This is a genomic window from Laedolimicola sp. (genome assembly GCF_051972735.1).
Taxonomy (GTDB): Bacteria; Bacillota; Clostridia; order Lachnospirales; family Lachnospiraceae; genus Laedolimicola; species Laedolimicola intestinihominis.
The window spans coordinates 1-554 of record NZ_JBOKYU010000101.1 but is presented as its reverse complement, the minus strand read 5'-3'; the positions used below and the strand labels follow the sequence as shown (position 1 = coordinate 554).

Here is a 554-nt window from a genome sequence, read left to right as displayed (position 1 = left end):
TCTTCGAGGAGACCAACCTTGCCGTTGACCACAACATGCTCCTGATGAGCTTGATGAAGAAGGTGGCTCGCCATCACGGTTTCCGCGTACTTCTCCATGAGAAGCCATTCGCAGGCATCAACGGTTCCGGTAAGCACAACAACTGGAGTCTCGCTACAGATACAGGCATCCTGCTTCATGGCCCTGGCAAGACACCAGAGGATAACCTCCGTTTCGTAGTCTTCATCACAGAGACTTTGATGGGTGTATATAAGCACAATGGCTTGCTCAAGGCTTCTATCATGAGCGCTACCAATGCGCATCGTCTGGGCGCCAACGAGGCACCTCCAGCAATCATCTCTTCATTCCTTGGCAAGCAGTTGACCGACCTTCTCGAGCACATTGAGAAAGCCGACAAGAAGGATCTCTTCACCGTAGCTGGCAAGCAGGGTATGAAGCTGGATATCCCAGAGATTCCTGAGTTGATGATTGATAACACCGACCGTAACCGTACTTCTCCATTCGCCTTCACCGGCAACCGTTTCGAGTTCCGTGCCGTAGGTTCTGAGGCTAAC

1 pseudogene is annotated in these 554 nt (G+C 51.8%); it reads left to right on the top strand.

The window, feature by feature from the left end:
• A pseudogene (locus tag ACTRC3_RS11770) lies at window positions 1-554 on the top strand (glutamine synthetase type III); the annotation flags it as partial.